This is a genomic window from Bradyrhizobium huanghuaihaiense, assembly GCF_007830635.1.
In the GTDB taxonomy this organism is placed as follows: domain Bacteria; phylum Pseudomonadota; class Alphaproteobacteria; order Rhizobiales; family Xanthobacteraceae; genus Bradyrhizobium; species Bradyrhizobium huanghuaihaiense.
Window position 1 is genome coordinate 197,549 of record NZ_VLLA01000004.1, and the last position, 25,385, is coordinate 222,933.

Here is a 25,385-nt window from a genome sequence, read left to right on the forward strand (position 1 = left end):
TGGGCTGGGTAAAAGTACGCTCTAAACAGGACGCGTAATTAGCCAATGCAGCTGGCCGACCAGAAGCAGAGCGATCGAGACGAGCTGGAGCCGATACTCTACGCCGCTCTGATCAACTCTATGGTGCAGAATTTCTGGGCGATCTTCCTGGGCTCGGCCTCCGCGGCCGTGGCCGCGGTCATGACTGCGCTCAAGACCGGCGACGTCTGGCTGTGGCCGCTCGCATTTCTGCTGATCGCCATCGGCACTGCGCGCGCGTTCCAGATGCGCGGATACGAGAACCGCGCGCACCCGCTGTCGTTCGAGGAAGCCAAGCATCTGGAGCCGCGCTACTGGTTCGGCGCGCTCAGCTATGCGGCGGTACTCGGCATATGGTCCTTCGTCGTCATCTACAACAACGAGGATCCGGTGGCCGACATGCTCGCTGTCGCCATCGGCATCGGCTACACCGCCGGCGGCGCCGCCCGCAATTACGGCCAGCCCCGGGTGATCCAATGGCACGTCGCGCTCGCCTGCGGTCCGATGTCGCTCGCGCTGCTGTTGCACGGCGGCCCCTACCACGTCGGTCTTGCGATCCTGCTGATGTTCTTCTTCATCGGCCTGAAGAACATCAACCTCAGCCTGCATGCGATCTTCGTCAAGGCGCTGACCTCGAGCTTCCGCGAGTCCGCGCTGGCGAGCCAGTTCGACACCGCGCTCAACAACATGCCGCATGGCCTGTGCATGTTTCGCGCCGACCGGCGCCTCGCAGTGATGAACCATCGCTTCGGCGAGCTGATGGGCCTGCCCGAGGACCTGGTCAAGCGCGGCGCCACCGCGGCCGACATCGTGTCGGCCTGCATCGCCGCGGGCTCCATCTCGGCGGAGAGCGGCAACCAGATCCTGGCCGAGATCGCCCATGCGCGGATCTGCGAGATCGTCACCGCCGATCCGGATCTTTCGCGCGGCCGTACCCTGGCCTGGACGTTCCAGCCGATGACCGGCGGCGGCACCGTGCTGCTGCTCGAAGACATCACCGAACGCACCAACGCCGAAGCCCGCATCAGCCATCTCGCCCGCTATGACGAGCTCACCGCGCTGCCCAACCGGGTCTCGTTCCGCGACGAGATCGAACGCCTGCTGGCCTTTGCCCACCACGCCGAACGGCTCTCGGCGCTGCTGTTCGTCGACCTCGACCAGTTCAAGCAGGTCAACGACACGCTCGGCCACCCCTGCGGCGACCAGCTCCTGTGCGCGGTCGCCAATCGCCTGCGCGAGATGCTGCGTCCCGAGGATTTCGTCGCCCGCTTCGGCGGTGACGAGTTCGTCGTGTTCCAGCAGAACATCTCGTCGGCCGAGGACGCTGCGAGCCTCGCCCGCCGCATCGTCGAGCGCCTGAGCGAGCGCTACCGCATCGACAATCACCTGGTCGAGATCGGCGCCAGCGTCGGCATCGCGCTGACCTCGCCGGACGGCAAGGTCAGCGCCGACACCTTGCTCAAGAACGCCGACATGGCGCTGTACCGCGCCAAGGCCGACGGTCGCGGCACCTTCTGCTTCTTCCGCGACGAGATGGCGGCGACCGTCGAGGCGCGCCGCATCCTCGAGCTCGACCTGCGCAAGGCGCTCGCCAACGAGGAGTTCGAGCTGTTCTACCAGCCGCTGGTCAATCTGAAGTCCGGCAAGATCACCACCTGCGAGGCGCTGCTGCGCTGGAATCATCCGGTGCGCGGCACGGTTTCGCCGGTCGACATCATCCCGGTCGCCGAGGACATGGGCCTGATCGTCGATCTCGGCCGCTGGATCCTGCGCCGCGCCTGCATGGAATGCATGAAGTGGCCGGAGGGCGTCAGCGTCGCCGTCAACTTCTCGCCGCAGCAATTCCACCAGCGCGACGTGCTGAGCGAGATCCGCTACGCGCTGGAGGTCTCAGGGCTTCCGGCGCATCGCCTCGAGATCGAGATCACCGAGTCCTCGCTGCTGCGCAACACCCAGCTCACCCACGATATCCTGTCGCAGCTGCATGCGCTCGGCGTGCGCATCTCGCTCGACGATTTCGGCACCGGCTATTCCAGCCTCAGCTACCTGCACAATTTCCCGATGCAGAAGGTGAAGATCGACCGCTCCTTCCTGGAAGGAATCGACACCGACCGGCCGCTGACGCTGCTGCGCGGCGTGGCACGCCTGTCGGCCGATCTCGGCATGGCGGTCGTGGTCGAGGGCATCGAGACCAACGAGCAGCTCGAGCTGATCAGCGCCGACGGCACCGTGTCCGAGGCGCAAGGTTATCTGTTCAGCCGTCCGGTGCCCGCCGTACGGATGCGCCAGCTCCTCAACGCCTCGCATGGACGGCGCGGCGAGAGCCTGCTCCAGGTCGTCGGCTCGCGCTCGTTCGCCTGATTCCGCTTCCCGAAATCTCCCGTTGTTTCAACTTGTTGCCGGCTACCGTAGTGCTACGGGGGGTTAACCCTAACACTTCGATTGCTTTGCTTCATTGTTAAGAAGCTGTTAATAAATCATCACGCGCGTGGAAGTTGTCCCGCGCGGATGCGGTGTGCGGTGGCGGGTAAGGAGTTGGAATGCAGTCCTCAGCCAGAGCGATCATTTCGGCTGTTGGACGGGGTGCCGAGCTCCTGACCGACGTCGATTATCATCTTGCGGAAACGGCCGCGGAGAAGGAGGAGATCTACAATCTCCGCTATCGCGCCTATCTGCGCGAGGGCGCCGTCAAGGAATCTCCTGATACGCGCGTCACCGACCAGTACGACGAATTGTCGAACGCGTGGACCTTCGGCGTCTATCTCCGGGGCAAGCTCTGCAGCTCGGTGCGCATCAGCGTGCTGACCTCGGAATGGCGCCAGTCCACTTCGGCCGACGTCTTTCCCGATATCCTGCTGCCGCGGCTCGATCGCGGCGAGATCATGATCGACCCGACCCGGTTCGTCGCCGATCCCGACCAGGTCAAGCGCGTCCCCGAATTGCCCTATCTGACGACCCGGCTCGCCTATATGGCCTGCGAGCATTTCCATGCCGATCTCGGCCTTGCGATCGTGCGTCCGGAGCATCAGGCCTTCTACCGGCGGGTGTTCCTGCACGAGACCATTGCCGAGCCGCGGCTGGTCCCCGGTCTCACCAAGCCGTTCGGACTGATGGCGGCGGACTTCCCGACCTTCCGCAGGAAGGTGTTCGAGCGCTATCCGATCATGCGCTCCACCGCCTTCGAGCGGCGGATGCTGTTCGGGCGCGGCGGTCAGCGCCAGGTCCCGCAGCGGCGCGTGCTGGTGGCGGACGCCGTTCACGCCTGACTGAAGGCTGTCGGCAGCAAGGGGCTCAGGCCCAAAATTCAAGCAAAGCCAGCGATTTTGCCGGCTAACGCGGCTTGCCTTCACCCTCGCGCCACATTTACAACCCATTAACCATGACGGTTGCTTTTCGCTGGTTGGGGGCATTTGACCGGCTGTGGCAAGGTTCCGTCAAGGTTGACGGAACGTTCGCTTAACCAACCCCCTGTAGACCGGACAGCAGTGGACTAACGTGAGCGTGGAGGCTCCGGAATGAAACATCCTATGCGTATCCTCCAGGGATTGAAGCTGGCCGCGGTGCTTGCCGTCGCGCTGTCGATGGGCGCCTGCGCCAACAAGAATGCTGCGACGGATGCGATGGCCAATGCGGCGACGCCGGGCAGCCAGCAGGACTTCGTCGTGAACGTGGGCGACCGCGTGTTCTTCGAGAGCGACCAGACCGATCTGACCCCGCAGGCGATCGTGACCCTTGAGAAGCAGGCGCAGTGGCTCCAGACCTATCCGCGCTACTCCTTCACCATCGAGGGGCATGCCGACGAGCGCGGCACCCGCGAATACAACATCGCGCTCGGCGCGCGCCGTGCCCAATCGGTGCGTTCGTTCCTCGCCTCGCGCGGCATCGATCCGAACCGCATGCGCACGATCTCCTACGGCAAGGAGCGGCCGGTCGCCGTCTGTAACGACATCTCCTGCTGGTCGCAGAACCGTCGCGCCGTCACCGTGCTGAACGCGAGCTCCTGACGCTTCAGTCAGGCGCCGTTCATCTTCAGAAAACGATCATGCCGGCGCCCTCACGGGCGCCGGTTTCGTTTCAGCGATCTGTGACAGAAACCCCTTTGTAGCAGTCACATTTTTGGCGTACTCCACTTCAATGTGTGGCGCGTCGAAGGTTCCGTCGCAGGCCATTTCGCTTTCGTCGTCAGGGCAAGATGTCATCCAGATTTAAGGTTCTTACCGGCTCCGTGGCGACCGCCGCGCTGCTCTCCTTGTGCGCGCCGGTCCTGGCTCAATCGATCTTGGCCCAGACGGATGACGATCCCGAGATGCGGATCGAGCGGCTGGAGAACCAGCTGCGCCAGCTCACCGGCCAGAACGAGGAACTGCAATACCGCAACCGGCAGCTCGAGGAGCGCCTGCGCGCGCTCGAGGGCGGCGCGCAAGTCCAGCCGGGACAGCAGCCGGTCCAGCCCGGCGTCGCGGCCGTACCGCCGGCGCAAATTTCGCCCCCTCAAGGCGCGCCGGCCTATCGCCAGCAGCAGCAGGCCGTGCAACCCAATTACGAGCAGCCGCAGACCGCAGGCCCCGCGCCGATCGTTCAGGAGCAGCCGGCGCCCGGCGCCCCCGGCACGCGCCGCCGCGGCGATGCCTTTGATCCGAACCAGAATCCGAACGCGCCCGGTGCGCCCCGCGCCCTCGGCGGCGGACAGCAGCCGATGTCGGCGGGAGCCGGCGCGCCCGGCGGTCGCAATGCCGGCGATCCGCTCGATCTCGCCAATACCAGCCCGCGCTACCAGCAAGGCGTGCCGCCCGCGGCCCAGCCGGGCTATCCGCCGGCCCAGCAGGGCTATCCGGCGCAGGGTGGCGGCGCCGGCCTCACGACCTTGCCGCCCTCGGCGACGCCGCGCGACGAGTTCGACCTCGGCATCGGCTACATGCAGCGCAAGGACTATGCGCTGGCCGAGCAGACCATGAAGAACTTTGCGCAGAAATATCCGAACGACCCGCTGCTCGGTGACGCGCAATACTGGCTCGGCGAGAGCTACTTCCAGCGCCAGCAATATCGCGATTCCGCCGAGGCCTTCCTCGCGGTCACCACCAAATACGACAAATCGGCCAAGGCGCCCGATGCGCTGCTGCGGCTCGGCCAGTCGCTCGCCGCGCTGAAGGAGAAGGAGGCCGCCTGCGCCGCCTTCGGCGAGATCGGCCGCAAATATCCGCGCGCCTCCGCCGGCGTCAAAGCCGCGGTCGACCGCGAGCAGAAGCGGGTGAAGTGCTGATCCGCTGACAAGGCGGATGGCATTGCGCTAAACATTCGATCCATCCGTGGACGATTGCAGCGTCATGTCAGACGACGACAATTCACCGATCTCGGCGCGCGCGGCGAAGCAACTCTTCGCTGACCTCCGCGGCGCGCCGGCCCTGGTGCTCGCGGTCTCCGGCGGGCCCGACTCCGTCGCGCTGATGTGGCTCGCGGCGCGCTGGCAGCGCAGTTTTTCGCGCGGTCCTCGTCTGCTCGTTGTCACCGTCGATCACGGCCTGCGGCCGGAGGCGGCGCGCGAGGCGCGCGAGGTCAAGCGGCTTGCGGCCGAGCTCGGCCTGCCGCACCGGACCCTGCGCTGGCGGGGCGCCAAGCCGAAGACGGGACTGCCTGCAGCCGCGCGCGAGGCGCGCTACCGCCTGCTGACGCAAGCGGCGCGCGCCGCCGGCGCGAGCCATGTGGTGACCGCCCACACCCGCGACGACCAGGCCGAGACCCTCCTGATGCGCATGCTTCGGGGCAGCGGGCTTGCAGGACTGTCGGCGATGGCACAGCTGACGGAGCGCGACGGCATCGTGCTGGCGCGTCCGCTGCTCGACATCCCGAAGTCGCAGCTGATCGCGACCTTGAAGCGGGCGAAAGTCGCCTTCGCCGACGATCCCACCAACCGCGACACGGCCTTCACCCGGCCGCGGCTGCGCGCGCTGCTGCCGCAGCTCGCAGCCGAGGGCGGCGACAGCAGGAGCCTTGCGCGGCTCGCGGGCAGGCTGTCGCGCGCCAATGCGGCGGTCGAGGTGCTGGTCGATGGCGCCGACCGGTTTCTTCAATTGCGGGCGCGCGGCGATGCGCCGCAGGTGGGCGTTCGCAGCTTCGAGGCCGAAGCCTTTGCCCTCCTGCCGGAGGAAGTCCGCCTGCGCCTCCTGCTGCGCGCCATCAATGCCCTCGGCCATGAAGGGCCGGCGGAACTCGGCAAGGTCGAAACTTTGTTGTCCGTGCTCGATCAGGCCCTGGCTCTGGGCCCCCGCGCAGCCGCAAATGGCCGATCGGTCCTGAAGCAGACCCTTGCGGGAGCCTTGATCAGCCTTGCCGGTGGGCGTATCCACATCGCGCCTGCGCCGGTGCGGCGGTCCCGAAAGGGGACTAGAAGGGCGGATGAGGGCGGATCATGACACCGGCCGCTTCCGCATGCCGCCGTCAGGACACCTTAACCAGGCAGGAAAAACCCGGCTTCCGGCGCCATTATTTCAGCGGGAATCGCTCTAAGATGGGCTAAATAGTCCCATCTCGTTCCCTTGGCAGCGGGCGGGGCGGCACCTAAATTGTATGCGTCTAACGATGAGGATTCCTTGGGGATTTCCTCGAATTGCCCCAAGTCACTGGGTCGAGTAACTCCTGAAGGATCAGGGCCGCGATCCGCGCGACCACGAAGGAAGATCGATGAACGCCAATCTGCGCAACTTCGCCCTCTGGGTCATCATTGTCTTGTTGCTGTTGGCGTTGTTCACGCTTTTCCAGAATCCGGGTCAGCGCGCCTCCTCGCAGGACATCGCCTTCTCCCAGCTGCTGAGCGAAGTTGACCGCGGCAATGTGCGCGACGTCGTGATCCAGGGCCCGGACATCCACGGCACCTTCACCAACGGCTCCAGCTTCCAGACCTATGCGCCGAACGACCCGACGCTGGTCAAGCGCCTCTATGACAGCAAGGTCCAGATCACCGCGAAGCCGCCGGGCGACAACGTGCCCTGGTTCGTGTCGCTGCTGGTCTCCTGGCTGCCCTTCATCGCGTTGATCGGTGTCTGGATCTTCCTGTCGCGGCAGATGCAGGGCGGCGCCGGCAAGGCCATGGGCTTTGGCAAGTCGCGTGCAAAAATGCTGACCGAGGCGCATGGCCGCGTCACCTTCGAGGACGTCGCCGGCGTCGACGAGGCCAAGCAGGACCTGCAGGAGATCGTCGAATTCCTCCGCGACCCCGGCAAATTCCAGCGCCTCGGCGGCCGCATTCCGCGCGGCGTGCTGCTGGTCGGCCCTCCCGGCACCGGTAAGACCCTGATCGCGCGTGCGGTCGCGGGCGAAGCCAACGTGCCCTTCTTCACCATCTCCGGTTCGGACTTCGTCGAGATGTTCGTCGGCGTCGGCGCATCCCGCGTCCGTGACATGTTCGAGCAGGCCAAGAAGAACGCGCCCTGCATCATCTTCATCGACGAAATCGACGCCGTCGGCCGTCACCGCGGCGCCGGTCTCGGCGGCGGCAATGACGAGCGCGAGCAGACGCTGAACCAGCTGCTGGTCGAGATGGACGGCTTCGAGGCCAACGAGGGCGTGATCCTGATCGCCGCGACCAACCGTCCCGACGTGCTCGATCCCGCGCTGCTGCGTCCGGGCCGCTTCGACCGTCAGGTCGTGGTGCCGAACCCCGACGTCGTCGGCCGCGAGCAGATCCTCAAGGTCCACGTCCGCAAGGTGCCGCTGGCGCCCGATATCAACCTCAAGACCATCGCGCGCGGCACCCCGGGCTTCTCCGGCGCCGACCTGATGAACCTCGTCAACGAGGCCGCCCTGACCGCCGCCCGCCGCAACAAGCGGATGGTGACGCAGGCCGAGTTCGAGGAGGCCAAGGACAAGGTGATGATGGGCGCCGAGCGCAAGTCGCTCGTCATGACCGAGGAAGAGAAGCTGTTGACGGCCTATCACGAGGGCGGCCACGCCATCGTCGGCCTCAACGTGCCCGCGACCGATCCGATCCACAAGGCGACCATCATTCCGCGCGGACGTGCGCTGGGCATGGTCATGCAGCTGCCCGAGCGCGACAAGCTGTCGATGTCCCTGGAGCAGATGACCTCGCGCCTCGCCATCATGATGGGCGGCCGCGTCGCCGAAGAGCTGATCTTCGGCCGCGAGAAAGTGACCTCGGGCGCAGCTTCCGACATCGAGCAGGCCACGCGCCTCGCCCGGATGATGGTGACGCGCTGGGGCCTGTCGGAAGAGCTCGGCACCGTCTCCTATGGCGAGAACCAGGACGAGGTGTTCCTGGGCATGTCGGTCTCGCGCACGCAGAACGCCTCTGAAGCGACCGTGCAGAAGATCGACTCCGAGATCCGCCGTCTGGTCGAGGAAGGCTACAAGGAAGCGACCCGCATCCTCACCGAGAAGCACGCCGACCTCGAAGCCCTGGCCAAGGGCCTGCTCGAGTTCGAAACGCTCTCCGGCGACGAGATCGTCGACCTGCTCAAGGGCAAGAAGCCGAACCGCGAGTCCGTGCTCGAGCCGACCACCCCGCGCGCCTCCGCCGTGCCCCCGGCCGGCAAGTCGCGCCCGCGGCCCGATCCGGATCCCGGCCTGGAGCCGCAGCCGCAGGCGTAATGCAAGCGGCATAGTGAATTGAAAAACGCGGCGGCAACGCCGCGTTTTTTGTTGGCTGATGCTGATACAGCTGCGCTTCAAACTCCGGTCTCGTGCCCCGGACGCAGCGCAGCGCGTCGCCCTTGCGACGTGGTGCGCTGCAGAGCCGGGGCCCACATCTCCGCATCCTCCCGTGTCGCCTCCTGGGTCCCGGCTCAGCGCAGCAGCGTTGCACGCTGCAGCGCGTCCGGGACACGAGAGGGATGCGTGTCGTCGCAACACATTCCGTCATTGCGAGCGCAGCGAAGCAATCCAGAAATGTCTCCGCGGAAAGACGCTGGATTGCTTCGCGGAGCCTGTCATCGGGCCGCGCTTCGCGCGGACCCGGTGGCTCGCGATGTCGCCGCAGCTAACGCGCCAGGGCGTGTGAATCCGGGCAGCCGACGAACGCATGCCATGTCCGACTGTTTTCACTTTCCTCGCACACCGGCTTGTCAACGTTGTTGACGGTAATTGCCCGGGATTGCTGTTCCGCGAACTTTTGGATGGAGTCTTCCAGCAACCAGCGAAGACCATCTTGAATGGTCCGTCGCAGAATAGGTTGGCATTCGGCGCATGTGTGACCGGCTGCATGAGCGGTGTCACTGCGCGCGATATGGACTCCCAAGGTGAATGGCGCCGTTGAATTTGCCATCGCCTGTACCTCATCCCTAACGACCGACAGCCGGCTACAGCGGGACCGGCGACGATATCGTCGTGGTGGTGGAAGCGCATCCGCCGCAGACGACCGGATCGATTGACTGTGCAATCGAGAAGATTGGGGGGTGAAGCACGTTAATCCAACAGAGGAGTATCCAATGAAGTTGGCTCAAACATCAGCATTAGTCTTTTGCCTGCTCGGCGCGCCCGGAGTTGCGTTGGCCGCAGACGCCAAGGGGGACGTGGAGAAGGCTTACGCGGCCTGGGATGCCGCATTCAACAAGCACGACGCAAAAGCCATCGGTGCCTCCTATGTGGCGACGGCCAAACTGATGCCGCCGACACATCAGGTCGCATCGGGTCCGGCGGAGATCGAGAAGTTCTTTGACGGACTCTTCGCTAACGGTGTGACGGGTCACAAGTTGGAGGTGATCGATGCCGGCGGAGATGACAAGGTCGTGTTCGGCACAGCCAAGTGGAGTGCCACAGGCAAGGACAAAGAGGGCAAGCCCTCTCCTCTCGGCGGTTTAGCAATGCACGTATTCGAACGCCAAGCCGACGGATCGCTGAAATTGCGGTTGCAAACCTTCAACTAGGGTGATTGAGGCCAAATCGATCCGGTGGGGCGGTGGCCCTGCCGGACGCGATGGAAGCGTGGGCATGCCGACGCCTTGCACCCCACGATCTCGTCATCTGGCCGCGGCCCCCCGCGCCGCGCCCGCATCCCGACGCCCCAGAAAACGCAGCACATCCTCGTTGAACTGCTCCGGATCCTGCAGGAACGAGAAGTGGCTGACCTCCGGCTGGATCAAGAGGCCGGCGCCGGGAATGTTCGCCGCCATGAACTCGGTGTTCTCACGCTTGATCGCCTCGTCGTGGTCGCCGTCCACGATCCAGGTCGGCACCTTGATCGCCGCGAGGTCCGAGGCCGTCCATTTCGGCTGGCTCTCCCACATCTTGGTGATCTCGTCGACGAAGCTCTTGTACTGCGTCGGCGTCGGCGAGAGGCGCTTGTACTCTTCGCCCGCCCGCGCAATGTAGGCATTGAAGACGTCATTTGAGGCGATGTCGGCAACGCCCGACGGATCGGAGTTCGCCGCAAACGCGAACAGCCTGCTCACCCGCTCCGGATGCTTCAGGGCGATGTCGAGGCCGATGATCGCGCCGTCGCTCCAGCCGACGATCGCCGCCTTCTTGATCGATAAGTGGTCGAGCAGTCCGATCACGTCCGAGGCCATCAAATCGTAGCCATAGGGCTCCTGGTTGCGGCTGCTGCGCCCATGCCCGCGGCTCTCCATGACGATGATCTGATAATGCCGTTGCAGCGCGCGGACCTGGTGCCCCCAGTAATTGGCGTTGGCGAGACCGCCATGCAGCAACAGCACGGGCTCGCCCCGGCCGAACACGGCGTACCAGACCTTGATGCCGTTGACCGGCGCAAAGCCGCTCTGCGCCGCCTTGGGCAAGGTCGGCGTCGGCGGCAGGTTCAGCCATCGCGGTGCCGCGTGCGCCGTGCTGATCGAGACGGCGATGAGCAATGCGGCGAAGAGATTGCGAACTATCATGATGCGCCTTCCTGTTCGATCGTCGGATATTAGCGCATTGCGACGCCGGCGCGTCAGTCTCGAGGCCGCGTCGCACCGAGACGTGAACACGGCAGAACTCGCTGGCCCTGCGGAGATGGATCATTCGCCGCGTTCCGCAAACAAACGACTCTTTCTGCATTCGAACGGCGACATCGCGTCGGGCCGCGCGTATCGGGCGCCTCTAGCTTGTCCGGCGCACCATGTCGATCCACTTCCTGCCGCACCGGCCGCACGATGCACCGGCCCATGATGGAGATCGACCATGACTGGATTCAAGACTTTCGCTGCCGTGGCCTTGTTGTCGGCCCTGACCGCAACCACCGCTTACGCGCAGTCCGGCTTTGCAAGCAGCCACCCGGATACGTACGAGGCGGAGAACCCCAATCGCAACCTGAATGGCACGGTGACACCGGCAGGCCGGCTGGGCCTCGAGCTGCCGGACGGTGCAGCTCCTGCCCAAGGCGTGGACAACGTCGTGGCTCGCGCGGAGAGCTCGCGGTCTTGCGCCGAGCGCTATCGTTCCTTCGACCCGGCAACGGGCACCTACCTGGGCTTCGACGGCAGCCGCCATGCCTGCAGGTAATGCGGCGCGCAGATCACCGATCCGGATAGCAGGACGTAGCAAGCCGTAGGGTGGGCAAAGGCACCCTTGCGCCGTGCCCACCATCTCTCGGCAGTCGCGACAGACGTGGTGGGCACGCCTAGCGCTTTGCCCACCCTACGATCGCTGTTCCGAACCGGGGCGATCGTGTCGCGGGCCTTAGCCCAGCATTTACCATCAGCCGGTGTGCCAATTCTGGAACGCCGATTCATCCGCCATTAGCGTTTGTGGTTTAGCTCTGCTGCTGTCCGTCTTCATCGCTCTGCGAGCCGGGCGGGCGCTTTCAGGACGGATGGCCGGCGCGGCGCTCAACCGAGGCTGATCCGCAGCGGTCGCTTTCACCGGCACTCGAATGGCAGACGTCAACGTCACCTCTGACATGATCGGCCGCGATCGCGCGGTCGGCGCCTCGAATTTCTGGGTCGAGATATTTTCGGTCGCCGTCTTCGCGTCGGCGGTGTCGGTGTTGCGGACGGGTTTCGTCTTCGGTCTCACCAACAATCTCTATCATCTTCCGATCGTTGCCGGTCTCTACAATGAGCCGCAATATGCGGATGACCGGTTCATCCAGTCGCTGCGCTATTTCGCGTCCGGTGTCTGGCTGATCCTGAGCGGCGTCGAACGATACTTTGACAACGTTCCGCTGCTGTTCCTGGTTCTGTTCTTCCTGTCCCGCCTGCTCAGCTTTGTCGGATTTCTATGCTGCGCTTCGCTGCTGGGGATAACGGAACAACGCGACAGGATCGTCTTCAGCCTGATCCTCTGCTTCGTCGCCTTTCTCGACGGCTACAGCTACGCCGGCTCCGGTGGCCTCTTCATCAACACCTTCACCCATTCGGAAATGGCGAATGGTGTGGCCCTGCTGGCGATCTACTTTGCCGCCCGGGGCCGCTTCACCGCGGCGGCGATTGCTGTTGGGATCACGTTCTTCATCAACGCCTTCTTTGCAGTCTGGCTCGTGCTGCCGTTGGCGCTGATCGGGATACACTTCCTGTTGCAGCGGAACATGACAATCGGCGAGCTCTCGTCCCGGGTGCTGATCGGCCTGGCCCTGTGTCTGCCGTTGGCTTTCGCGGTGCTTTACGGTTTCCTCGCCAATCCGGAGTTCGGCCGTCCGTTCGGCATCGATTATGCCGACTTCCTCCGTCAGTATTTTCCTGGCCACATGCTGATCGACTCGATGGCGCCGAGCGAAATCGTGGGCCTCCTGGCCGTCACCGCCATCGGAGCGCTGGCGTTTTTCGCGCTGAGGCAGACCGCTGCGGAATTGCGGGTGGCCTATGTGGGCGCAATCCTGGTCTATCTGATCGGCGTCGTCGTTCCCTTCGTCACGCGATCGCCGTTCATTCTCAACCTTCATTTCCTGCGATCGAGCACGGTCATTCATCTTCTGGCCGGCCTTGCGATCGCAGCATTGGCGACGAAGTGGTTGCGGCGAGGCAAGGATGCGACTTTCCTTCCCACCTGTCTCATCGTGCTGTTCCTGAGCTTCGACGGCTGGGGCAGCCTGGCCTTCGTCGTCGCCGCTCTGGTGTATGCGCTTCGAACGATGGAATCGGGACCTGCGCCATCCTATCAGCGCGCCACGGGCCATCTGGTGCTCGCCGCGACTGTTTTCGTTGCCTACCCGTTCGCGATCCGAACCGACTTCAACTTCAACCGAATCTGCAACGAGGCCATCGAAGAGTGGGGCGCCGTCGGCGCATGGGCGCGCAACAACACGCCCTTGAACGCCATGTTCCTCACCCCAAGGAGGCCGGGACTTGACGGCTCGGAGGTGAGCACCGCCGACATGGCGCTCGATCGCGCCAGCGTGTTTGAATACGTCTCGCACCGCCGTGTCTGGATCGATCACAAGCGCGGCGGAACCTCGATGTGGATGCCGTCCTATTACCAGACGTGGCGAAGCAGGTTGACCGATGTCGACGGCCTGAATTCGCTCGACGAGCGCCTCGCCTATGCGTCGCGCAATGGCATCGGCTATGTCATCGATATCTGCCAGGGCCCGGACGCGCAGAGCGGTGCTCTCTATCGAACGAAGCGGCTCTGCGTATTTTCCGCGGGCGCGAGCGAGCCGACTGCGCGGAAGGATGCTTCGTCGGTGACAGAGCGATCTCCCGGTTGATCGGGGCCTCGCGTTCGCGAGCCGGCGCGGCAAGCTCAGCGATCGATGGACGCGCAGTCCGTGCATGGGATCGTTACGGAGCCGTGGCGTCCTCGCGCACATGGATCACCGCGATATTGTCCGTGTAGATCCGCTTCCAGCCCTTGAGGTGATCGAGGATCTGGGGCCCCGGTGCATCGGCGGCCAGCAGCGTTGCGTCGATCTTGTACTCCTCGAGCAGGCGGGGCAGCAGCTCGGGCTTCTTCCCTTCGGTCGCCTTGAAGAAGTCCATCACGAATTTCTCGCCATAGAGCTCGGCGCGGCCGTCGACGAACACCGGGATGTCGCGCCCGATCAGGTAGCCGCCGAACCTGTAGGCGTTGAAGATGCGCTGCGCTCCACGCTTCTCGAGCAGGTCGGTCGCCGCAACCGGCGTCTGGTCCATCGTGAAGGTGAAGCGGTGATGCGACATGAAGATCGAGGTCGAGGTCCAGCTTGCTGCCACGATCATCAACGCGCCCGCTGCAGTTACGTACCGGGCAGGCCAGCTCTCACCCGTCTGCGCATCGGCTTGCTGCAGGGACGATGTCTCGCCGAGCGGCTTGGCCAGCACCAGCGGCACCAGGAAGGCAAAGGCCTCGATGCTCCGGACATGGCCGAGCGCCATCCAGGTCAGCAGCAGGATCATCAGGATGCGCGGCGGCGACAGTGTCAGGCCGCGATAGAGCCCGAGCGCGATCAGGCCGAGCAGCGCGCCTTCGAACGCGGTGAAGGTTGCGAAGTTGGCCGGCGACCATTCGGAAATGACCGTGAGCAGCTCGCCGAGATTGAGGATGTTGGTCGCACCCAGCAATGTGCGCCAGCCATAGGGCGTGACACAGCACGCGGCCAGCGCGGCAACGCCGAACAGGAACCAGCGCAGCAGCAGCCGGACCTGCTTGCCGGATTCCAGGCCCCACAGCGCCACGAACGACATCGGGCCGATCAGCGCGAGGCCCAGCACGAAGCCGCCATGCAGGTTCGCCCACAGCGACATCAGCGGCAGCCAATACCATGACGGCGTGCCCTTGCGATCGGCTGCCGCCATCAGCATGCCGACCCATGCGATCATCACGGGCAGCGCCAGCATGTGCGGCCGCGCCAGGATGTGATGCAGCGACAGCACGACCGCCAGCATCGCGAACAGCACCGAGCGCGGCATCTCCAGATGCGCGTCGAGCAGATAGATGAGGATCGCTGCCGACAATGCGACCGCGGCCGCGGTGAGGATCACCGGGCCGGCCCAGCCCCATTGCGTATAGGACAGCGCGAACGCGACCTGCGACAACCATGACGTCGAAACCCAGGGCGCCCCGGGCCGCGTGAAGGAATAGAAGTCGGTGGTGGGGAGGGCGTGGTGGTCGAGAATCCATTGCCCGATCTTGATCTGCCAGAACGAGTCGGAGTCCTGAAGCAGCGTATCGCCGACACAGAGAAAGAAGAGATACGCACCCGCTCCGACGCAGAGCGGCACCAGCGCACGCGCGCGGTTCTGTACTGCGATGCTGCTCTCAAAGGAAAGGGACATGCCGCCTCGTCGTCCTGCTTGTTCTTGTCGGATTGGCAAGCGGCATTCGACCACGTCGGTCATAACTTCGGGTAAACCGCGGCGACTGTGCGATGTCGTTACAATTTAACGGATTGTTTTCAATTCCGGTTTACCATCGGCGAATACTCGCAAACCGCTGTTTGTTTCCGCAGTCGAATTAACTGCGGCGCAATTCTTTGTCCCTAGGTTCGGTTCCATGGTCGGGCGGCGCTGGGAAGCCGAAGAGACCAGACCACTTGTAGCCTTGTGTACTTTTTGGGAGCACTCTATGAAGAACCTCGTTGCGCGTTTCGTGAAGGATGAATCCGGCGCCACCGCGATCGAATACGGCCTGATCGCTGCCGGCATCGCGCTCGCGATCATCACCGTCGTCAACAACCTCGGCAGCACGCTGAACACCAAGTTCGGCTCGATCTCGTCCAGCCTCAAGTAAGCTCGGACGACCTGGGAATTCTGAGAGCCTCGTCTTCGACGGGGCTCTTTTCTTTTGGGCGCACGCCATCATTTCCGAGCCCGCGCATTCATCACCGTCACCCTGAGGTGGCCGCGGAGCGGCCCTCGAAGGGCGACGGCCCGGCTGCATCTCGGCCGTTCATCCTTCGAGGCTCGCTACGCGAGCACCTCAGGATGACGGAATTGAAGCTCGTAGGGTGGGCAAAGCGACTTGTCCGCCGTAGCTCGAAGAGCGAAGGCGGAAGCGTGCCCACCATCATGAGCACGTGGCACAGTGCAGCCCCAACGTCATTGCGAGCGCAGCGAAGCAATCCAGACTGCCTCCGCGGAAAGACTCTGGATTGCTTCGCTGCGCTCGCAATGACGAGGAAGTGTCAGCGTGCCGTCACTTCGATCTCAGTTGCAGAGAGATGGTGGGCACGGCGCTATGCGCCTTTGCCCACGCTACGGCAGCGTGCTTGTGATGGCGACGAGTGCCCCGCTATTCCGCGAGGCTGGGCTGCCACACTGGCGGCAGCGCAGGTTCGGCGGACGCAGGTGCCGCGCGGCCGAGCCGTTCAACACAAAGCTTCGTCACCCAAATCGACGCTGCGGCAAGCGCGATGCCGCCGGCGACGTCGATGAGGTAATGCGCGCCGATCGCCGGCGTCGCCGCGATCATCAACAGGTTGAGCGCGGCCGCGATGCCGCCGATGCCGCGCACCGGCCACAGCGCCCACATGTAGAGCACGGCGGATGCGGCGTGAAAGCTCGGAAACGAGACGATGCCGGAGAGGAAGAACAGCCGCAGCTCGTGCAGGCTGCCGTCGCGTAGCGCGAGGATGTCGCGCAGCTGCCCGGCATAGACCGCGGTGTTGATCTCGGGGAAATGCGCGGCCGGCAATTGCAGCCCGTAATAGGTGCCGATCGCCGGTACCATTGCGGAGATCGCAATGGTCACCGCGAGCGCGAAGCTCATCGCGAGCATGAACACCTGCAGTCGCACATAGCGTGCGGTCAGCGTCAGCACGACGGGAACGCCGAGCAGCGGCCATTTGATCAGTCCGTAGCCGCGCGCGAGGACGTCTGCGAGCCAGGGATGGTCGTTGATGTAACGCGCGATCGGTTCGGGATCGAGCCCGAGCGCGCGGTCGATCGCCAGCAGCGCCTCGTCCTGGAGCGGCCAGTTCAGCTTGCCCGCGACATAGCTCAGCGGTCCGACGATGGCGCAGGTGAGAATGACCTGTCCGATCGTGCCGAGTGAGAACACCAGCTTCGGATCGGCAAGCTCGCCCTTGGTCAGCTGGTGGCCACAGGCGATGCCGACCAGGATGGCCGCGATCGCCAGCGTGATGCTGTAGGCGACGGGCTCGAGGCTCAGACCGGTCGCGGGGAGGCCGATCGCCAGCAGGCCGCCCATGGCAACGATGGGAAGCCAGTTCAGGTGGAAGAGCCGCCAGGCGGTTCGGGCGTCCGAATCGAGCATGCTGCACCGAGCTAGGATCGCAGTCGGCGGTAAGGTCGCGGACCTGCTTTAAGATGACGGTAACAATCGTGGTTAGCCGTCTATCAACCGGCACTCGCACTTTGCGCATTTGTCGCCTGCGGCTTTGGCGTGACGCTTTACGCAAATGCATCTTGTCATCCCCCCTGAATAGTTGTTCAGTCCTTGCGGGGCGATTTGCAGCAAATTGCGTGACGAAGCGTTCGGCCGCGGGGTGTGCGGACGGCGTGTGTGGGACAGGAAGCGCGCCATGGTTTATCGGCGGACGCATCAAGTGGTTAAGCGCCTTGCGGCGCGGCGCAGTGCGATACTGGCGGCGGCGCGGGAGGCGGCGGCGGAAGGCGGAATGGCGGCGGTGCAGATCGCGCCGGTCGCGGTCCGGGCCAATGTCGCGGCCGGCACGGTCTACCGCTACTTCCCCTCCAAGGCCGAGCTGATCTCCGAATTGATCGCCGAGGTCTCCCGCGACGAGCTCGCGGCGATCCGCCGGGCGGCCGACGCCGCGCCGGGGCCGTCCTCGGCACTCGCGGCCGCGGTCACCACGGTGGCGGTCCATACCCTGTCGCAGCGGCGGCTGGCCTGGGGCATCCTGGCCGAGCCTGTTGATGTCGACGTCAGCGCCTCCCGGCTTGCCAGCCGGCGCGAGATCGCTGGCGAGATCGCCGCGAGGATCGATGCGGCCGTGCGTGCCGGTCATCTGCCGGCGCAGGATACCGCGCTTGCCGCCACCGCGCTGCTGGGGGCGCTGCATGAGGCTCTGGTCGGGCCGCTCGCGCCCGACAATCTCGAAGATCCCGTCAAGATGCGCGATGCGGTGCAGACCGTGACGCTGCTGGCGCTGCGCGCCGTCGGCGTCATGGACGCCCGCGCCCGTGGCCTCGTGGTCCAGCAGACGCTGCTGCCGACCACGAAGGCGCTGGTTGGGGCGTAAAATCGCGTAGCGACACAGGTCGCGCCCCGATCGCACTCAGGTCATTGCCTGAGCGTGCCTTTTCGTGAAACCCCAGCCTATCAGCCGGACCGGCCGGCTACTGTGCATGGGGTTGTTTTCCGACTTTTTTGTTTGGCCGCGCTGGCGGGGCCTAAATGTTGGCGTCGCCCTCGGGGCCGACCGAGGCGATGCGCACCATGTTGGTGGTGCCGGGGATGCCGAGCGGCACGCCGGCGACGATGATCACGCGCTGGCCGGCGCGGACGAAACCGTCCCGGAACGCGATCTGGCCGGCGCGGCTGACCATGTCGTCCTGGTCGCGCGCGTCCTCCGCCACCACGCAATGAACGCCCCAGACGACGGCGAGCCGGCGGCCGGCGGTGATGTTCGGCGTGATCGCCACGACCGGCGGCTTCGGCCGCTCGCGCGCCACGCGCACGGCGGTCGAGCCCGAGCTGGTCCAGCAGATCAGGGCCGGCAGGTCCAGCGTCTCGGCGATCTGCCGCGCGGCGTCGGCGATGGCATCGCCTGCGGTGGATTCCGGCGCCGGGCGCTGCGCGGTGATGACCGAACGATAGGTCGGGTCGCGCTCGACCTCCTCGCCGATGCGGTTCATGGTCGAGACCGCCTCGACCGGGAATTTGCCGGCCGCCGATTCCGCCGACAGCATGATGGCGTCGGCGCCCTCATAGACGGCGGTGGCGACGTCGGAGACTTCGGCGCGGGTCGGCACCGGCGACTGGATCATCGACTCCAGCATCTGGGTCGCGATCACCACCGGCTTGCCGGCGCGGCGCGCCATCCGCGTCATCTGTTTCTGCAGGCTCGGCACGCGCTCCAGCGGCAGCTCGACGCCGAGGTCGCCGCGCGCCACCATCAGCGCATCGGAGGCCTCGATGATGTCGGCGAGGCGGTCGATCGCCTGCGGCTTCTCGATCTTGGCCATCACGGCGGCGCGGCCGCGGATCATCTTCTTGGCCTCGATCACGTCGTCGGCGCGCTGCACGAAGGACAGCGCGATCCAGTCGACGCCGGTCACGAGCGCCGCCTCGAGGTCGGCGCGGTCCTTCGGCGTCATCGCCGAGACCGGCAGGTCGGTGTCGGGCAGGCTGACGCCCTTGCGGTCGCTCATCTTGCCGCCGACCACGACGCGCGTCACCGCGTGCTCCTTCGAGGTCTCCTCCGCGATCAGCCGCACCTTGCCGTCGTCGAGCAGCAGGGCATGGCCGGGCCTGAGCGCGGCCAGGATCTCCGGATGCGGAAGGTTGACGCGGGTGGCATCGCCCGGCGCCTTGTCGGAATCGAGGGTAAAGGTCTGCCCGTTCTGGAGCTGGACCGCGCCTTCGGCGAAGGCGCCGAGCCGGAGCTTGGGGCCCTGAAGGTCGACCAGGATGCCGATCGGGCGGCCGTAGCTGCTCTCGACATTGCGGATCGTCGCCACCAGCTCCCGCATCTTGTCATGCGGGGTGTGGCTCATATTGATGCGGAACAGGTCGGCGCCGGCCTCGAACAGGCGGCGGATCATTGCGAGGTCTGAAGAGGCAGGTCCCAGGGTCGCAAGAATCTTGATACGGCGAAGACGCCTCATGGCTTATTTCCGGAAGGGGGTGGCAGGCCGGGCGAGCCCGGGGGCGTAGCACCGGGCGGGACATTGGGCAAACCCGGAACGCCGCCCGGGCCAACCGGTCCGGGCAGGCCAGGCACGCGCTGCTGCGCCGGCTGTTCGTTGGCATCGGTGAGCTGCACCGTCCAGGCGCGCTGCTCGCCGGTATCGACCTCGAAATAGCCGGTGCGGTCATAGCCGCGTGCCAGGCAGTCCTCGGTGCCGCGGATGGTGAACTCCTTGTCGCGCGAGCACATGAAGGCCTGGCCCGACCATTCGCCGCCGCGGTCATAGTCGATGGCGTAGATGTAGTAATAGCGGGCGACCAGCGTGCCCCGCAGCAGCGTCTCGCAGGAGCGGGACGAGATGTTCCACCAGCCCTCCGTGGTCCAGCCTTCGGCATCCTTGTAGCCGAGCGCGATGCCGACCCGGCTCGAGGTGTTGTTGCAGAGGCGGAAATCGGCGGAGGCCGGGCTGGCCCAGAGGCACAGCAGCGCGACCGCCAGCACCGGGACCAACCGGGCGAGCAGGCGAAGCGGGAAGCGGGGAGATTCGGCAATCATTGTTGCGGAAGCTATACCAGATCATTGACGATTTGGCGTAGGGCCGGGAACTGCCCCAGGCCGCGCTTTGGCCCGTTTGCACCGCGATATGGCAAAATCTGTGACAGGACCCCACCTGATCCCGTAAGGGTGACGATGTCTAACGGCCAGCCGAGGGATCCAGCTATGGCAATCGACGACAAAACCAGAACGGAGCTCGAGGCGGCCGCTTTCCGGCGCCTGGTCGATCATTTGCGGAGCCGCACGGACGTCCAGAACATCGACCTGATGAATCTGGCCGGCTTCTGCCGCAATTGCCTGTCCAACTGGCTCAAGGACGCCGCAGACGCGCAAGGGGTCGCCTTGAGCAAGGACGAGAGCCGGGAGGCCGTCTACGGCATGCCCTACGAGGCCTGGAAGGCGAAGCACCAGGGCACGGCCACGCCCGAGCAGCTCGAGGCGATGAAGAAGGTCCATCCGCACGGGCATTGAGTAATTTCGTTCCGTCATTCCGGGGCGATGCAAAGCATCGAACCCGGAATCTCGAGATTCGGGGTTCACCCTTCGGGCGCCCCGGAATGACGACGTCATCTCCTGTGGGCGCGCTGTGGACGAGCGCGATGCTTGCTTGAACGCAGGGGGGACGAACCCTAAGGGTTTTGCCAGCACGCGCGGTGGATGCCGGCGTCGCCTCGTTTTGCCAGTTCCATTGGGAGTACCAAGATGGCCACCTCCGCCGCCGTCCGCGACGATGAGCCCGCGACGAAATTTGCCAAGGACCAGCTCAAATCCATCATCGAGCGCATCGAGCGGCTGGAGGAAGAGAAGAAGGCGATCTCCGACGACATTCGCGACGTCTATGCCGAGAGCAAGGGCAACGGCTATGACGTCAAGGCGCTGCGCACCATCGTGCGCCTGCGCAAGCAGGACCCCAACGAACGCGCCGAGGCCGAGACCATCCTCGAGACCTACATGCAGGCGCTGGGGATGCTCTGAAGGCGACGGGACCGCGCCTCACCCGTAAGAGTACCTCGCCGGGCCGCAATTTGCGGAGGCCCGCGCTTGGGCAAAATCGGCTCGTCTGCTAGAATGCTCGGTGAAGGGACCGAGCTATGGATGTGCCTGGACCAGAGCGCAGGCTCGCCGCGGTCCTCGCGGCTGACATGGTCGGCTTTAGTCGGCTGATGGAGGTCGACGAGGGTGGCACGCTCGCGCGCCTCAAGACCCACCGGATCGAGCTCATCGATCCGGCGATTGCCAAAAATCACGGCCGCATCATCAAGACGACGGGCGACGGACTGCTCGTCGAATTCCATAGCGTCGTCGACGCCGTGTTGTGCGCTGCTGAAATTCAGAGCCGGATGGGGCGCCGCAACGCCGATGTCCCGCCGCCGCGATGGATCCAATTCCGCATCGGTATCAATCTGGGCGATGTGATCGTCGACCAGAACGACATCTTCGGCGACGGTGTCAACGTCGCGGCACGGTTGGAGGCCCTGGCCGAGCCTGGAGGCATCTGCATCTCCAGCGCGGTGCGTGACCAGCTGGGCGAGCGCCTCGATGGTGTCGCGTTCGAAGATATCGGCGAGCAGAACGTCAAGAACATCGCGCGCGCCATCCGCGTCTACAGGATTCGATTGGAGGATGGGTCGGCAAGCGCGCCAGCCGGCACGACGGCCGCTGCAAAGTCGACCGGCAAGTCGAAGAAGCCGTCCATCGCCGTGCTGCCCTTCGCCAACATGAGCGGCGATCCGGAGCAGGAGTTCTTTGCGGACGGTTTGACCGAGGACATCATCACCGAGCTTTCCCGCTTCCACGACCTGCTGGTGATCTCGCGCAACTCGACCTTCGTGTACAAGGGAAAGTCGGTCAAGGTACAGGACGTTGGCCGCGAATTCGGTGTCGACTACGTCATCGAGGGCAGCGTCCGAAAGGCCGGGGATCGCGTCCGCGTCACCGTGCAGCTGATCGATGCGGAGACGGATCGGCATATCTGGGCCGAGCGCTATGACGGCGAGCTCAAGGACATCTTCGCCATCCAGGACGAGATGACGCGTGCGATCGCCGCCACGTTGCCCGGCCGTGTCGAGGCGGCGACGCACGATCGGGCGAACCGCAAGCCGACGGACAACATGGCGGCCTATGAATGCGTGCTGGCCGCAAAGGTTTTGCACCATCGCTCCAATCGCGAAGACAATGCGCGGGCGCAGCTTCTGCTCAACCGGGCGCTCGAACTCGACGCGAATTATGCTCACGCGCATGCGTGGAAGGCGTGCGTCCTGGGCCAGACCTGGGTCTATAGCTGGTGCGCGGATCGCGACGCTACCTTTGAGCAGGTGGCTTCAGAGCTGGAAACCGCGCTGGGCCTCGACGACAATGACAGCGACGTCCACCGCATCCTCGCGGCACTCAATCTGAACCGCGACGATCATGATAAGGCCACTTACCATCAGGAACGCGCGCTCGCGCTCAACCCGAATTATGACCTCGTGGTGGTGCAGCAGGGCGAACTGCTGACCTGGCTGGGGAGGCCGGAGGAGGGCATCGACTGGATCAAGAAGGCGATGCGGCTCAACCCGTATCACCCGGAACGATTCTGGAGCCATCTCGGGCGTGCCTATTACTGTGCCGAGAAATACGCCGAAGCCGCCGAAGCCTTCTCGCGGATCTCACGCCCCGATCACACCCATCATGCGTTCCTCGCCGGGATCTTCGCGCAGATGGGCAATGCAGTGGCTGCCGGCGCGCACGCGGCCGAAGTTCTCAAGCGTGAGCCGGCATTTTCCGTCGCCAATCATCTTTCCACCCAGCATTATAAGCGGGAGGTCGATCGTCAGCGCTATGAGGCAGGCCTTCTTCGGGCAGGCCTGCCGACTTGATCTGGCGCACGGCGGAGACCGATTGCCGATCCATCGAGAGCGAGACCGTGACCGAGCCGATATTGCCGCGCGAGGTGAGCCGGGCCTTCGACGCCTTTCCGGCGCCGATGCGCAAGCGGCTCCTTCAGGTGCGCGATCTGATCTTTGCGACCGCGGCAGTGCATGAGGAGGTCGGCCGGCTCAGCGAAACCCTGAAATGGGGCGAGCCCGCCTATCTGACCGAAGAGACGGGCAGCGGCTCAACGATCAGGCTCGGCCGCCTGAAGGACTCCGAACACGCCGCCATTCTGTTCAACTGCAGGACGACGCTGGTCGACAGCTTTCGCGAGCGCTTTCCAGATCAGTTCGAGTACCGGCAGACCAGGGCACTGCTGCTGCCGGTGGCGGGCAAATTGCAAAAGCGGGAGCTTGCCGTCTGCTTGTCGCTGGCGCTGACCTATCATCTGGATCGGCGGGGCGGGAAAGCGAAAGAGATGCTGTGAACCTGTAGCCCGGATGAGCGAAGCGATATCCGGGATGTCTCAGCGCGCGCCGTTTTCCCGGATGTCGCTGCGCTCATCCGGGCTACGAGACTGAATTCGTGGAGGTCGTTCTGCGCCTTTAGCGCAGCGCCGCGGTGCGCATGACGAAGGACGTCGTCTCGAGCTTCGCGGTCGCGCTGCCCGAGAAGCTGTCGCAGGACAGGCCCGGCATCGGGTCCTCGGTGAAGCCCATCGCGATCACCGTCTGCGGCTTGACGAAATAGCCGCGCAGCGCCGCCGTATCGAGCTCGCCCATCAGCGTGACCGACATCGCACGACTGGCGCTCGGCGACAGCATCACGATCTTGAGCCAGATGTTCTCGTTCTTGGCCGCGGACAGGCGGGTCGCGGTCGCGACCATGCCGTCGACGCTCTTGCCGACCACACTGTTGATCTCGGTCGCGGGTGCCGCGCCGCGCGCGCCGGAACGGGCAGAGCGCGGGATCGGCGCGGAGGCGGCGACCACGTTGCTGCGATCGACCGGGGAGGCGGCAGGCGCGTAAGCCAGTGCCTGAAGCGTTGCGCTGGACACGCTCGCGGTTTGTTGCGGATCGCTCGCGGAGGCAAGCGCCTGGCGGGCCTTCAGCGCCGCGACCTGCGCCGGCGTCGCCTGCTGCGGCGTGGCGGGGGCATCCCAGAAGCCGCGGGCATTGATGATGTCGGCCGGGGTCTCCGGCTTGGCCTCGGCAGATTTGGCGGCGGGCTTGTCAGCCACGGGCGCGGGCTTCGGCTTGGGCGGCGCGACGAGCTGCGCATCGGCCGAGGCGAGCTGGAGGGTGGCTGCGACCTGCGGCTTGGCGCGCGGGGTCGGGACCGGGTCGGCCGGCTTGGCTGCGGCGGCGACCACGGTCGGCCCGGACGACTTCGCGGCCGGGGCCGGTGCGCCCTCGTCATCCTCGTCGCTGCTGCTGGCCGCCGGCGCCGACTTGCTCTTGAACAGGGCGGCGAAGAAGTTCGGCTTGCTGGCGCCGTCATCGCCGCTGCCGCGACGCTCGATCTCGGCCTTGGCGAGCTCATAACCCTTCAGCGGTGTGCCGTCGGTCGGTAGATGCACCGTCTTTCCGTCCGGGAACACGCGTGCGAGCTGGTCATGCGTCATGCGCGGCCAGTGCCGGATGCTGCCGGTGTCCAGATGCACGAAGGGCGAGCCGGAGGTCGGGTAGAAGCCGACGCCGCCGCGCTGCAGGCGCAGGCCGGCGAAGCGGATCTGCTCCAGCGGTACGCCCGGGATGTAGAAGTCCATCGCATGGCCCAGCATGTGCTGGCTGAAGCGCGCCACGCCCGAGGAGCGGCGGCGGAGCATGGCGTTGGTGGCGGGGGAGCGGTAGGAGGAGATGATCTGGATCGGCTGCTTGCCGTCGACGTCGCGGTAGACTTCCCAGAGGATGTCGAAGAGGTGACGGTCCATGACCGTCTCGTCCTGAGTGCGCCAGTCGCGCAGGAAATGGTTGAGCTGCTTCAGCGCGGCTTCGTCATAGCGCCCGTCGCGCTTGAAGGTGACGCTGAGGTCTTCGCCGGAATGGGTGTGGTGGAAGGTGAGGGTCTTGGTCTCGTTCAGCGCGGCGGCGTTATGGACCGAGCCGGCGGCAGCCAGCAGCAATACGGAAGCGAGGCCGATCCTGGATCCGACCTTCACTCCCGCATGGGACAACGACAGCACAGCAAGTTGGCGTGCAAGACCAGTCAGCACGTATGAGCCCACCCAGTCGACGAGCGTTCAAATGGACTCTCCCGCCAACCCCGTTAGCGCGCGAAAGAGGGTGAACGCTTTCTTAAAGCAAGAAGGTTAATTCGAGG

At 65.0% G+C, this 25,385-nt stretch carries 21 protein-coding genes; 15 read left to right on the forward strand and 6 right to left on the reverse strand.

Going from position 1 to position 25,385, the window contains the following annotated elements; genetic code table 11:
* Nucleotides 1-45 precede the first annotated feature (45 nt).
* The 7 genes from IQ16_RS11455 to IQ16_RS11485 all read left to right on the forward strand — a co-directional run bounded on the left by IQ16_RS11455 (nucleotide 46) and on the right by IQ16_RS11485 (nucleotide 9,893).
* Nucleotides 46-2,379 (forward strand): putative bifunctional diguanylate cyclase/phosphodiesterase, encoded by a 2,334-nt coding sequence (locus IQ16_RS11455; RefSeq protein WP_018641587.1) that lies wholly within the window; start codon nucleotides 46-48, stop codon nucleotides 2,377-2,379.
* Between the two features lie 179 nt (nucleotides 2,380-2,558).
* Nucleotides 2,559-3,284 carry an N-acyl amino acid synthase FeeM domain-containing protein gene (locus tag IQ16_RS11460; RefSeq protein WP_018641586.1) on the forward strand — a complete coding sequence of 242 codons (726 nt, stop codon included), beginning with the start codon at nucleotides 2,559-2,561 and terminating at the stop codon, nucleotides 3,282-3,284.
* A 249-nt stretch (nucleotides 3,285-3,533) separates the two neighbouring features.
* Nucleotides 3,534-4,022, forward strand: a complete 489-nt coding sequence (gene pal, locus IQ16_RS11465) for a peptidoglycan-associated lipoprotein Pal (RefSeq protein WP_018641585.1) — start codon at nucleotides 3,534-3,536, stop codon at nucleotides 4,020-4,022.
* A 188-nt stretch (nucleotides 4,023-4,210) separates the two neighbouring features.
* A complete protein-coding gene (gene ybgF, locus IQ16_RS11470) occupies nucleotides 4,211-5,278 on the forward strand; it encodes a tol-pal system protein YbgF (protein WP_018641584.1) in 1,068 nt (355 codons plus the stop codon).
* A gap of 64 nt (nucleotides 5,279-5,342) precedes the next feature.
* Entirely contained in the window at nucleotides 5,343-6,428 is a 1,086-nt protein-coding gene (gene tilS, locus IQ16_RS11475) for a tRNA lysidine(34) synthetase TilS (RefSeq protein WP_018641583.1), read from the forward strand.
* 268 nt (nucleotides 6,429-6,696) lie between these two features.
* Entirely contained in the window at nucleotides 6,697-8,619 is a 1,923-nt protein-coding gene (gene ftsH / locus IQ16_RS11480) for an ATP-dependent zinc metalloprotease FtsH (protein WP_018641582.1), read from the forward strand.
* 836 nt (nucleotides 8,620-9,455) lie between these two features.
* The gene (locus IQ16_RS11485; RefSeq protein WP_035665871.1) at nucleotides 9,456-9,893 is read left to right on the forward strand and encodes a YybH family protein; all 438 of its coding nucleotides are present in this window, start codon (nucleotides 9,456-9,458) and stop codon (nucleotides 9,891-9,893) included.
* 93 nt (nucleotides 9,894-9,986) lie between these two features.
* On the opposite strand, the gene IQ16_RS11490 is transcribed toward IQ16_RS11485, so the two are convergent.
* Nucleotides 9,987-10,862, reverse strand: a complete 876-nt coding sequence (locus IQ16_RS11490; protein ID WP_080648021.1) for an alpha/beta fold hydrolase — start codon at nucleotides 10,860-10,862, stop codon at nucleotides 9,987-9,989.
* Nucleotides 10,863-11,145: 283 nt separating this feature from the next.
* On the opposite strand from IQ16_RS11490, the gene IQ16_RS11495 reads away from it, so the two are divergent.
* Both IQ16_RS11495 and IQ16_RS11500 read left to right on the forward strand, forming a co-directional pair.
* Complete coding sequence (locus tag IQ16_RS11495; RefSeq protein ID WP_018641579.1) at nucleotides 11,146-11,466, forward strand: BA14K family protein; 321 nt, start codon at nucleotides 11,146-11,148, stop codon at nucleotides 11,464-11,466.
* Between the two features lie 370 nt (nucleotides 11,467-11,836).
* Nucleotides 11,837-13,609 carry a DUF6798 domain-containing protein gene (locus IQ16_RS11500; RefSeq protein WP_018641578.1) on the forward strand — a complete coding sequence of 591 codons (1,773 nt, stop codon included), beginning with the start codon at nucleotides 11,837-11,839 and terminating at the stop codon, nucleotides 13,607-13,609.
* Nucleotides 13,610-13,682: 73 nt separating this feature from the next.
* Here the strand turns inward: IQ16_RS11500 and IQ16_RS11505 are convergent, their stop codons facing one another.
* Nucleotides 13,683-15,155: a hypothetical protein gene (locus IQ16_RS11505; protein WP_145831468.1), complete on the reverse strand. Its 1,473-nt coding sequence runs from the start codon at nucleotides 15,153-15,155 to the stop codon at nucleotides 13,683-13,685.
* Nucleotides 15,156-15,444: 289 nt separating this feature from the next.
* On the opposite strand from IQ16_RS11505, the gene IQ16_RS11510 reads away from it, so the two are divergent.
* Entirely contained in the window at nucleotides 15,445-15,609 is a 165-nt protein-coding gene (locus IQ16_RS11510) for a Flp family type IVb pilin (protein WP_018641576.1), read from the forward strand.
* 501 nt (nucleotides 15,610-16,110) lie between these two features.
* On the opposite strand, the gene IQ16_RS11515 is transcribed toward IQ16_RS11510, so the two are convergent.
* Nucleotides 16,111-17,094 (reverse strand): phosphatase PAP2 family protein, encoded by a 984-nt coding sequence (locus tag IQ16_RS11515; RefSeq protein WP_018641575.1) that lies wholly within the window; start codon nucleotides 17,092-17,094, stop codon nucleotides 16,111-16,113.
* A gap of 268 nt (nucleotides 17,095-17,362) precedes the next feature.
* Here IQ16_RS11515 and IQ16_RS11520 point away from each other — a divergent pair, with 268 nt between their 5' ends.
* Complete coding sequence (locus IQ16_RS11520) at nucleotides 17,363-18,043, forward strand: TetR/AcrR family transcriptional regulator (protein ID WP_026311776.1); 681 nt, start codon at nucleotides 17,363-17,365, stop codon at nucleotides 18,041-18,043.
* Nucleotides 18,044-18,194: 151 nt separating this feature from the next.
* Here IQ16_RS11520 and pyk read toward each other — a convergent pair whose 3' ends face one another.
* Nucleotides 18,195-19,631, reverse strand: a complete 1,437-nt coding sequence (gene pyk, locus IQ16_RS11525) for a pyruvate kinase (protein ID WP_018641574.1) — start codon at nucleotides 19,629-19,631, stop codon at nucleotides 18,195-18,197.
* A complete protein-coding gene (locus IQ16_RS11530) occupies nucleotides 19,628-20,209 on the reverse strand; it encodes a DUF1036 domain-containing protein (protein ID WP_018641573.1) in 582 nt (193 codons plus the stop codon). Before IQ16_RS11530 ends, pyk begins: the two co-directional genes overlap by 4 nt.
* Nucleotides 20,210-20,374: 165 nt before the next feature.
* Between IQ16_RS11530 and IQ16_RS11535 the strand changes: the two genes are divergently transcribed.
* From IQ16_RS11535 to IQ16_RS11550, 4 genes are all read left to right on the forward strand, one after another.
* A complete protein-coding gene (locus IQ16_RS11535) occupies nucleotides 20,375-20,680 on the forward strand; it encodes a DUF1244 domain-containing protein (protein ID WP_018641572.1) in 306 nt (101 codons plus the stop codon).
* Between the two features lie 231 nt (nucleotides 20,681-20,911).
* Nucleotides 20,912-21,184: a DUF2312 domain-containing protein gene (locus IQ16_RS11540; protein ID WP_018641571.1), complete on the forward strand. Its 273-nt coding sequence runs from the start codon at nucleotides 20,912-20,914 to the stop codon at nucleotides 21,182-21,184.
* A gap of 116 nt (nucleotides 21,185-21,300) precedes the next feature.
* Entirely contained in the window at nucleotides 21,301-23,067 is a 1,767-nt protein-coding gene (locus IQ16_RS11545; RefSeq protein WP_018641570.1) for an adenylate/guanylate cyclase domain-containing protein, read from the forward strand.
* Nucleotides 23,068-23,114: 47 nt separating this feature from the next.
* Nucleotides 23,115-23,549 carry a DUF1801 domain-containing protein gene (locus tag IQ16_RS11550; RefSeq protein ID WP_026311775.1) on the forward strand — a complete coding sequence of 145 codons (435 nt, stop codon included), beginning with the start codon at nucleotides 23,115-23,117 and terminating at the stop codon, nucleotides 23,547-23,549.
* 118 nt (nucleotides 23,550-23,667) lie between these two features.
* Here the strand turns inward: IQ16_RS11550 and IQ16_RS11555 are convergent, their stop codons facing one another.
* Nucleotides 23,668-25,290: a peptidoglycan L,D-endopeptidase MepK gene (locus tag IQ16_RS11555; RefSeq protein WP_018641568.1), complete on the reverse strand. Its 1,623-nt coding sequence runs from the start codon at nucleotides 25,288-25,290 to the stop codon at nucleotides 23,668-23,670.
* Nucleotides 25,291-25,385: the final 95 nt, after the last annotated feature.

What these genes read in the sequence shown, in the direction of transcription:
- IQ16_RS11455 (WP_018641587.1), top strand. Translation starts at nt 46, where the DNA reads ATGCAGCTGGCCGACCAGAAGCAGAGCGATCGAGACGAGCTGGAGCCG.
- IQ16_RS11515 (WP_018641575.1), bottom strand. Translation starts at nt 17,094, where the DNA reads ATGCTCGATTCGGACGCCCGAACCGCCTGGCGGCTCTTCCACCTGAAC.
- IQ16_RS11510 (WP_018641576.1), top strand. Translation starts at nt 15,445, where the DNA reads ATGAAGAACCTCGTTGCGCGTTTCGTGAAGGATGAATCCGGCGCCACC.
- IQ16_RS11505 (WP_145831468.1), bottom strand. Translation starts at nt 15,155, where the DNA reads ATGTCCCTTTCCTTTGAGAGCAGCATCGCAGTACAGAACCGCGCGCGT.
- IQ16_RS11460 (WP_018641586.1), top strand. Translation starts at nt 2,559, where the DNA reads ATGCAGTCCTCAGCCAGAGCGATCATTTCGGCTGTTGGACGGGGTGCC.
- ybgF (WP_018641584.1), top strand. Translation starts at nt 4,211, where the DNA reads ATGTCATCCAGATTTAAGGTTCTTACCGGCTCCGTGGCGACCGCCGCG.
- IQ16_RS11540 (WP_018641571.1), top strand. Translation starts at nt 20,912, where the DNA reads ATGGCCACCTCCGCCGCCGTCCGCGACGATGAGCCCGCGACGAAATTT.
- pal (WP_018641585.1), top strand. Translation starts at nt 3,534, where the DNA reads ATGAAACATCCTATGCGTATCCTCCAGGGATTGAAGCTGGCCGCGGTG.
- IQ16_RS11500 (WP_018641578.1), top strand. Translation starts at nt 11,837, where the DNA reads ATGGCAGACGTCAACGTCACCTCTGACATGATCGGCCGCGATCGCGCG.
- IQ16_RS11490 (WP_080648021.1), bottom strand. Translation starts at nt 10,862, where the DNA reads ATGATAGTTCGCAATCTCTTCGCCGCATTGCTCATCGCCGTCTCGATC.
- IQ16_RS11545 (WP_018641570.1), top strand. Translation starts at nt 21,301, where the DNA reads ATGGATGTGCCTGGACCAGAGCGCAGGCTCGCCGCGGTCCTCGCGGCT.
- IQ16_RS11520 (WP_026311776.1), top strand. Translation starts at nt 17,363, where the DNA reads ATGGTTTATCGGCGGACGCATCAAGTGGTTAAGCGCCTTGCGGCGCGG.
- tilS (WP_018641583.1), top strand. Translation starts at nt 5,343, where the DNA reads ATGTCAGACGACGACAATTCACCGATCTCGGCGCGCGCGGCGAAGCAA.
- IQ16_RS11495 (WP_018641579.1), top strand. Translation starts at nt 11,146, where the DNA reads ATGACTGGATTCAAGACTTTCGCTGCCGTGGCCTTGTTGTCGGCCCTG.
- IQ16_RS11485 (WP_035665871.1), top strand. Translation starts at nt 9,456, where the DNA reads ATGAAGTTGGCTCAAACATCAGCATTAGTCTTTTGCCTGCTCGGCGCG.
- pyk (WP_018641574.1), bottom strand. Translation starts at nt 19,631, where the DNA reads ATGAGGCGTCTTCGCCGTATCAAGATTCTTGCGACCCTGGGACCTGCC.
- IQ16_RS11535 (WP_018641572.1), top strand. Translation starts at nt 20,375, where the DNA reads ATGGCAATCGACGACAAAACCAGAACGGAGCTCGAGGCGGCCGCTTTC.
- ftsH (WP_018641582.1), top strand. Translation starts at nt 6,697, where the DNA reads ATGAACGCCAATCTGCGCAACTTCGCCCTCTGGGTCATCATTGTCTTG.
- IQ16_RS11530 (WP_018641573.1), bottom strand. Translation starts at nt 20,209, where the DNA reads ATGATTGCCGAATCTCCCCGCTTCCCGCTTCGCCTGCTCGCCCGGTTG.